Origin of the sequence: Bartonella sp. AP57NXGY, assembly GCF_042195805.1 — a bacterium.
Classification (GTDB): domain Bacteria; phylum Pseudomonadota; class Alphaproteobacteria; order Rhizobiales; family Rhizobiaceae; genus Bartonella.
Genome location: NZ_JBHIOZ010000071.1, coordinates 1 through 6,979, shown reverse-complemented (window position 1 = coordinate 6,979; position 6,979 = coordinate 1). Strand labels below are relative to the sequence as shown.

The 6,979-nt window shown below is 43.8% G+C and carries 9 protein-coding genes and 1 pseudogene; 5 read left to right on the top strand and 5 right to left on the bottom strand.

What is annotated here, in order from left to right:
* Positions 1-398: 398 nt before the first annotated feature.
* Together ACFIL8_RS06890 and ACFIL8_RS06885 are read left to right on the top strand one after the other, a co-directional pair.
* The gene (locus ACFIL8_RS06890) at positions 399-749 is read left to right on the top strand and encodes a type II toxin-antitoxin system RelE/ParE family toxin (RefSeq protein ID WP_273783835.1); all 351 of its coding nucleotides are present in this window, start codon (positions 399-401) and stop codon (positions 747-749) included.
* Position 750: 1 nt separating this feature from the next.
* On the top strand, positions 751-1,074 hold the full coding sequence (locus ACFIL8_RS06885) for a helix-turn-helix domain-containing protein (protein WP_015856199.1): 324 nt from the start codon (positions 751-753) through the stop codon (positions 1,072-1,074).
* 174 nt (positions 1,075-1,248) lie between these two features.
* Here the strand turns inward: ACFIL8_RS06885 and ACFIL8_RS06880 are convergent, their stop codons facing one another.
* The 5 genes and pseudogenes from ACFIL8_RS06880 to ACFIL8_RS06860 form a co-directional block, all read right to left on the bottom strand.
* The gene (locus tag ACFIL8_RS06880; protein ID WP_375689228.1) at positions 1,249-1,452 is read right to left on the bottom strand and encodes a hypothetical protein; all 204 of its coding nucleotides are present in this window, start codon (positions 1,450-1,452) and stop codon (positions 1,249-1,251) included.
* 98 nt (positions 1,453-1,550) lie between these two features.
* The gene (locus tag ACFIL8_RS06875; protein ID WP_375612849.1) at positions 1,551-1,745 is read right to left on the bottom strand and encodes a recombinase family protein; all 195 of its coding nucleotides are present in this window, start codon (positions 1,743-1,745) and stop codon (positions 1,551-1,553) included.
* On the bottom strand, positions 1,727-1,939 hold the full coding sequence (locus tag ACFIL8_RS06870; RefSeq protein ID WP_375629539.1) for a hypothetical protein: 213 nt from the start codon (positions 1,937-1,939) through the stop codon (positions 1,727-1,729). Before ACFIL8_RS06870 ends, ACFIL8_RS06875 begins: the two co-directional genes overlap by 19 nt.
* Positions 1,936-2,342: pseudogene (locus tag ACFIL8_RS06865) on the bottom strand (DUF2924 domain-containing protein). Before ACFIL8_RS06865 ends, ACFIL8_RS06870 begins: the two are co-directional and overlap by 4 nt.
* 52 nt (positions 2,343-2,394) lie before the next feature.
* Entirely contained in the window at positions 2,395-2,565 is a 171-nt protein-coding gene (locus tag ACFIL8_RS06860) for a hypothetical protein (RefSeq protein ID WP_375629536.1), read from the bottom strand.
* Positions 2,566-2,933: 368 nt separating this feature from the next.
* On the opposite strand from ACFIL8_RS06860, the gene lexA reads away from it, so the two are divergent.
* Genes lexA through ACFIL8_RS06845 form a run of 3 tightly spaced genes read left to right on the top strand, consistent with a single transcriptional unit; the run spans position 2,934 to position 6,655 of the window.
* Positions 2,934-4,397: a transcriptional repressor LexA gene (gene lexA, locus ACFIL8_RS06855; protein ID WP_375612846.1), complete on the top strand. Its 1,464-nt coding sequence runs from the start codon at positions 2,934-2,936 to the stop codon at positions 4,395-4,397.
* Between the two features lie 4 nt (positions 4,398-4,401).
* Positions 4,402-5,628 carry a hypothetical protein gene (locus ACFIL8_RS06850; RefSeq protein ID WP_375612845.1) on the top strand — a complete coding sequence of 409 codons (1,227 nt, stop codon included), beginning with the start codon at positions 4,402-4,404 and terminating at the stop codon, positions 5,626-5,628.
* Positions 5,597-6,655 (top strand): hypothetical protein, encoded by a 1,059-nt coding sequence (locus ACFIL8_RS06845; RefSeq protein ID WP_375612844.1) that lies wholly within the window; start codon positions 5,597-5,599, stop codon positions 6,653-6,655. Before ACFIL8_RS06850 ends, ACFIL8_RS06845 begins: the two co-directional genes overlap by 32 nt.
* Positions 6,656-6,979 lie beyond the last annotated feature (324 nt).

Genomic DNA, 6,979 nt, shown 5'->3' with positions numbered 1-6,979 from the left:
TATATACAAAACGTATCATATTGCAAGCGCTCTATGAGAGATATGAAAACTTATCAAAAGGAATGTAAATGATGCGTTTGATTTTTACTCACTCATTTGAATTACAGAGCCTATAAACGCTTGTTATGGCTATCAAACGTATCAAACAAATCAAAATGCTCGGTAGCTTTAACAATCCAATCAAAAGCAAATGCATATTCAATAAATATCTGCAAAAAACGTTCTTTTTACATTTGGAAGCGTTGGTTTTTACAAAGCAGCTTTTCATAAGATAAATAAACAATTATGGTTTTTTGTTACCATTTTTATCAAGTCAATTTTATTAATAATAGTTATTAAAAAATCACAAAATTAGAATAACCACTTGAAAATATACCCATATGGGTATATTAATAATCATGAGTAAAATAAAACGTATCATATGGCTTGGTTCTTCACTCAAAGATATAAAAAGTCTTCCTGATCTTATTCAACAAAGGATTGGTTATGCTCTTTATCTTGCTCAGATAGGAGATAGAGGAGAAAATGTTAAGGTTCTCAAGGGGTTTGGATCTGCCAATGTTCTAGAAATTATTGAACGCGATATTCAAGGAACTTATCGCGCTGTTTATACGATACAATATAAAAAATCTCTTTATGTGTTGCATTGTTTTCAGAAAAAATCGACCCGTGGCATTGCAACACCAAAACCAGACATTAATCTGATTAAAGAACGTCTCAAGTTAGTAGAACAATTAGAAGGGAATTAAAATGATCAATGTTTTTCACGGTAGTTCCAATGTTTATGCGGATCTTGGCTTTTCAGATTCCAGAGAGATGCTTATCAAAGCGCAACTTGCTCATAAGATTAGTCAAATTCTGAAAGAAAAGAACTTAACACAAAAACAGGCTAGTCAACTTTTGAAAATGACTCAACCAAAACTGTCTAAACTCTTAAGTGGAGAATTTCGAGGAATTAGTGAAATGAAAATGCTTGAGTGTTTGGCAAAATTGGGAAACGATATAAAGATTATTGTTAATCCGAAAGAAGTTAAAACGCTTGAAGGACATTTTGAAGTTGTTTTTTCTTCTTAAACTTCTTTATGATTAGCTTTTTTGGGTCTATTCATACATGGCAATCTTATATAAAAAATGGTCAAATGAATCATGCATAAAAGTGTGGATTCTTAAGTGGATTCATATAAAATAATTTCACACAACCTATTGACTTTATTGTGTTTTTGTTTATAATATCCTTCAACAAGTGCTTTACCACCGATAACACGTCCGTTTTTGGTTGTGCGCTTTTTGCTTAATACCCCCATGCGCGGCAACATCTTTGCCATTTCCGTGGGCGACTCTGGTCATCAAAAATAGATCGAATATTTTGCGGATACCCTCAGCCTCATCGGGCTCAATCACAAGCTCACGGTTTTTGACCACATAGCCCATAGGTGTGACACCCCCATCCACATGCCTTTGCGTTTGGAGGCTGCCAATTTATCGCGGATACGTTCGCCGATCACTTCACGTTCAAATTGGGCAAAGCTGAACAGGATGTTCAGCGTCAATCAGCCCATTGATGTGGTGGTGTTGAATTGCTGAGTAACGGAAACGAAGGACACTTTGTGCTCGTCAAACAGATCAATCAGTTTGGCAAAATTAGCCAAGGAGCGTGACAAGCGGTCAACCTTGTACACGACAACTGTATCAATCAGGCTGCTTTTGATGTCGTCCATAAGGCGTTTTAAAGCTGGGCGATCCATATTGCCGCCTGTAAAGCCGCCATCATCGTAATTATCGGGAAGCTGGAACCAGAGCCTTCATGCTTTTGTGAGGCGATGTAGGATTCACAAGCTTCTCGCTGAGCATCAAGGCTGTTGAACCCCATGTCTAAGCCTTCCTCGGTGGATTTGCGCGTATAAATCGCGCAGCGTTTTTTCGGTGTGGTTGTGCTCAATGTTTGTCTCTTTGTGCTTTGTTGTTTAATCCGAAGAAGGCAGGTCCAGACCAGCTGCTGCCTGTAATGGCCAGTGCAACCTTGGACAGGCTTTTGTATAGGCAGCCTGCATATTCATAACCTTCCTCTAAAATGGTGACCTGATGCCCTTATATTCCCGCACCAGTTTGATACCGGGGATGGGCCGCTGATATTGTGTCTTGCGTTTCGGCTTGGCTTTTTTGCCAGAGCCGAATAAATCATTGGCCTGCTGTTCGATCCGGTTCTCAATCTGTGGATCAACGCCGTAAGCAAGCTCCTGCAGGCGATAAGCCAGTCTGCGGACAATGTGGCTTTTATGGCCACCGGGTGGTTCGTCCTGATACACATCCCGCCATAAAGCCTTTAAGTCGGATAACGGCATATTTGGGAGCGCCGCCACACGCGCCAGAAGTGTTTTATCCATTCTTCACTTCCTACGATTCTGCTTTTTTCTTTTGCTTCAAGCGGAGGCGTTGCCAGCCCAAGCCGACAATATGGGCGACTTCCTTTTGCCGATCTGCATCGGACACAAGTCCGGCAGGAAGTTGGCCCAGCTTGATTTGTAATCGCTCCCGTTCGGTGAGCTCTTTGTTTTCATGACTCATCAGGAACTCCTTGGTTTTTTGGTTCTTCGTCATGGACATGAATGCTTGGAAAAAACCTGAAGTCCAATGAATTAGAGGGATGTGTTGGCTCGAACTGACGGTTCAGGCGTATCTTGCGACGCAGGATGCCAAGTGTCAGCAAATGCACTACCTCATTGCGGCAATCTCGTTCATTTATTAGGTTTGGAGAAAGTGAAGACATGGCGAACCTCCTTGAGAATTATTGCGTCGTTCAAGGAGTTACTTACTGAAATGACTTGAAAACTGTCGGTTCAGTCAATGCTGTGCATTGAATCAAATTAGGCTTGTGAAAATCATAAGCCTAATTTATATTAGGTTGTTAATTAAGATATAGTTGAAGTTTGAAAATGTCAATTTTGCTCAAAGATATATGGCCGATTGAAAATTTGGCCGACTATAAAATTCACTTTGCGAGATACAACCAGCACTCGCAGCCGCTAGAAGTATGGGGAAGAAGCAAAGACGAATGGCAAGGCTGGCAGGAATACTGGCCGGGCCGCAATGATTTTAACAGGCCGCTTATTTTCTCACTCATGCAATTTCACTACGAAACCGACATCTGGCTGTTCGGTGGTGTGTTCAGAGTATTGGAGAAACATGCAGACCGCTATGAGGTTGAGCTTACTGATTTGGGCAAAGAGTTTATTGGGCGTCTGAAAATCCGATCATCTTATCGCAACCGCACGACTAGGACCAATATGGAGCCACATTACCATAAGTTTGAAGTGCAAGAGATTTTGCGTGAGCCATATTCCGGTAGAGCATTCTGCGGATACGATAAAATAGACTTATCATTTGAAGAGCTCGAAGTCTTGATCAAGAATGACAGGCCAGATTGGAAAACAGCACTAGAATGCGTTAAGGGTATTTACCCGATTACCGATACGCATACGGGAAAACGCTACATCGGCTCTGCTTATGGTGATCAAGGCATATGGTCACAATGGAAGTGTTACATTGAAACGGGTCATGGGGGAAACAAAGGCATTCATGATATGATAAACAAAGCGGGAATTGATTACTGCCGTTCTCATTTCCGTTTTGCGTTGCTTGAGCAGCGGCTTAGCACCCCCCCCCCGATGAAAAAATACTGGAAAGAGAAGTCTTCTGGAAACGCATTTTGCTCACAAGAGGCGAGCAAGGGCTTAACCATAACTGAGTGTAAGATGGATAGATTAACACAAGCACAACAGAGTTTATTACAGGCCATTGAGCGCCTGAAACGTGCCATGGAGATGTCGCCCACGGTACAAGAGCTTGCTGTGGAATTGGGGGTGAAAGCACCCAGTGTGTTTGAAGGGCTCAAGCGACTGGAAGATAAAGGCTATATTCGCAGACAGGCGCGAAAAGCGCGGTCCATCGAAATCCTCCATGCACAAACACCGGATAAGACCAACTTGACGGCTGTTCCTGTTTTGGGGATGATTGCGGCTGGCCAACCGATTCTTGCTCTTGAAAACAAGATTGGTCAGGTCATGGTGCCGAATAATGTTCTACGCGGGAAGTGCTTTGCGCTCAAAGTGCACGGCGACAGCATGATCGATGCTGATATTTTCGAAGGAGATTACGTTGTTGTGCGCCAGCAATCTATTGCTGAAAACAGCGATATTGTGGTGGCCATGGTTGGCGAAGAGGCCACTGTAAAGCGGCTGAGTATTGAAGGGGAGCATATTGAGCTGCGCCCTGAAAATCAGAAACGAAAACCCATCATCATAGGACAACAGGATGAACTTAAAATAATTGGGAAGGTCTTACACGTCTGCTCGGGTGTTGACACCGAGGCCCTCCTAGACGAACCCCAAGGAAGATAACTACATGAGCACCTATAATTTACGACGTTTTGCCCAACCTGACGTTTTGAAACACATCGAACAAGATAATCTGATTACTTTTCTTAAACGGTATGAAAGCTACCTGACCGGACGCGGGTTCAGCTTTGAACTGAATGAAGATAATGAGCTGGATTTTGAAACGCTCTGCCAAGTTCTGATGAATCCATCAGAGGATATGGACATTGAATTCGTTGAATCCTTGTTTTTCATTCAAGAAATGTCCGATGATGAACATTTTGAAGAGTTGAGTGAACAGGCTGAAGCCAATAATATTGACACGCATGAAGATTCAACAGCAGCTGATTTGGCCTTAGCATTATGGCTGCACGATCCCGAGCTTTTAAAGCGTCCTCACGCAGAGGCGATGATCCTCAAGCCAAAATCATTCATGTATTTCCAGTCTGATCAAAAGTCCCCTGATACGTTTACTCTTCCAAAATCAGAAACCATGCGAACGCTGGAAGCTGATATGGACGCTTGGTTTTTGAAAAATAAACGCGGCACTGACTGTCGAATTTTGCCTGTCAGCGCAGAGGACGAAGACAAGACATACTTCCTGATCCGTCATGGCATGCCGTTTAAGCGTGAGGGCAAGATTGAATCTGGACAATCCAAGACCATTTTTTACCGCCCAGAGTTTCATGACGTGATTGTCTATGATCGTGCCAATAATGAACTAGCCGTCTTTAATAAGTCCGGTGCCAAGAAAGAGCGCACCATGTATTTAGATTTGTTCAGCCAACATCTCTTCGGTCAGGCTGAATATTTCCCCGGCGCAGAAAAATATACATTGCAGCCACTGATCGATAACGGCGTTGATGCTTTGGCTTGTGCCGATATTGATGGGCTGGAAGATATAAAGCTGGTAGAAATCCAGCACCAGTTTCTTGGACCGTATAATGACAAGCAGACGCTACGCTCAAATGATGTGTTTGCGTCCTTAGCCTCAAGAGATCGTGAATTCCCGAACTTTGGCAGACTAGTCTCAGCCAGTTTTTCGGTGAAATTTGAAAATGCCAAACGTCCACGCATGGTCAAGGTGCGAACACCGAATATGGCCAACTTTGATCGCAAGGAAGATTCTCACCTGATTGAAACATGGCTGCGGAAACGTGGCTTTGTAAATGAGCAGAAAGAGGAAGAAGACAGCAAACAACCCGTAGCACATCAGGAGAGTCATGACGCCGTATCAATCGCCGCCATGGCATAAACTCACAGAGCTTTCTGGTGGCAAGGGTGTAAAAGCTGAATGGCTAGACTTTCCAGAAGAATTGCTTGCCATCACCAATGAGCAGGCATCTGCCATTCCCTGTAATGGCCGAGCTGGGTGCTACATGAATGTCGTGCAACATGGGTCTAGCGATATTGTTGGCATCTGCACATCAGATACCAAGCAGTGCGACCGACGCACGCTCAAAAAATCAGAACTGGCGCTGTATCGCATAGATCATAAAAAGCTGGCGACCAAAATTGCTGAGGCCATTGGTTTTACTGAGGAAAATGAAAAGATCACGGGCCAAACGGCTCTTTGGAAATTTGGTGTGCTCAATCCACAAGCCGAGCATAGCTTTCCTGTCTATTGCTTTTTGGGCCAGACATCCTCGCAGTTGGATAAAATTGTCAATCAGCTTTGCATGGCTGATCAGACGTTTCTGTTAATTGCCTCCACCAGCAGTCTTATCAGCACTGCCAGCTCTGACGCAAGCATCAGGCATAAATCCAAGCTCATCGGCATAAATGATGTGCTCGTCGTTGATGCTGCAGGCAAGGTCACGGCGAGAGACAGCGCTCAAACCATCATCTCCAATTGGTTGGAAACGGTGTTGCCGAAATCAGCTAAACCGGGATCTGAGTACCAATTCCCGACACCAGCAGGCGCAACATGGGAGCAGTTTGTGTTCGAATTTACCGCAACAGAGATGTTGTCAGTGACATGCGGACAAACTCAGAAACGTCTGGAACCTGAGCATCTGAAGATGAAAGATCAGAGATCTGGAAAAAGAACGAACCAGTGGACACTCCTATTGGTTCTTGCAAAAACCGGGGGAAGCCTCTCGTGGCAGGATAGCGATGCAAATGATAAGCTAAAAAAGCAGAAGCAGGAATTAGCAAACAAACTCAAACAGACCTTCGGCCTTTCTGAAAACCCACTTCGATGGTCGCGTAAAGAGGAGTGCTATAAAGCCCGCTTCATCATTCGCGCAGATGATAATGTCCTGCGTCAGCTCACTGGTTGAAAATGCTAGGCATAGACTGCTGCGAACTGGTCAATTGCCAAACCCTTGATTTCCCATGACTAAAAGCTCCGTACTTCGTTTTTCCAAGTACGGTGTTTTTCAGGAAAGGGGCATATATAGGAGAAAAATTAGAGAAAAACGGGGTGTTTTTATAGAGAGGAAGTCAATTGCAAATAGCGAAAAAGCCCGCAAATGCTGGGCTTTTGAGGCTATGCCATATAAGGCATATGAAAGTTCGTTTTAGGTTAATGGCGGAGAGAGAGGGATTCGAACCCTCGATATGGTTTCCCATATACACGCGTTCCAGGCGTGCGCCTTCAACCA

What these genes read in the sequence shown, in the direction of transcription:
- lexA (WP_375612846.1), top strand. Translation starts at nt 2,934, where the DNA reads ATGTCAATTTTGCTCAAAGATATATGGCCGATTGAAAATTTGGCCGAC.
- ACFIL8_RS06860 (WP_375629536.1), bottom strand. Translation starts at nt 2,565, where the DNA reads ATGAGTCATGAAAACAAAGAGCTCACCGAACGGGAGCGATTACAAATC.
- ACFIL8_RS06875 (WP_375612849.1), bottom strand. Translation starts at nt 1,745, where the DNA reads ATGGATCGCCCAGCTTTAAAACGCCTTATGGACGACATCAAAAGCAGC.
- ACFIL8_RS06845 (WP_375612844.1), top strand. Translation starts at nt 5,597, where the DNA reads ATGACGCCGTATCAATCGCCGCCATGGCATAAACTCACAGAGCTTTCT.
- ACFIL8_RS06890 (WP_273783835.1), top strand. Translation starts at nt 399, where the DNA reads ATGAGTAAAATAAAACGTATCATATGGCTTGGTTCTTCACTCAAAGAT.
- ACFIL8_RS06885 (WP_015856199.1), top strand. Translation starts at nt 751, where the DNA reads ATGATCAATGTTTTTCACGGTAGTTCCAATGTTTATGCGGATCTTGGC.
- ACFIL8_RS06850 (WP_375612845.1), top strand. Translation starts at nt 4,402, where the DNA reads ATGAGCACCTATAATTTACGACGTTTTGCCCAACCTGACGTTTTGAAA.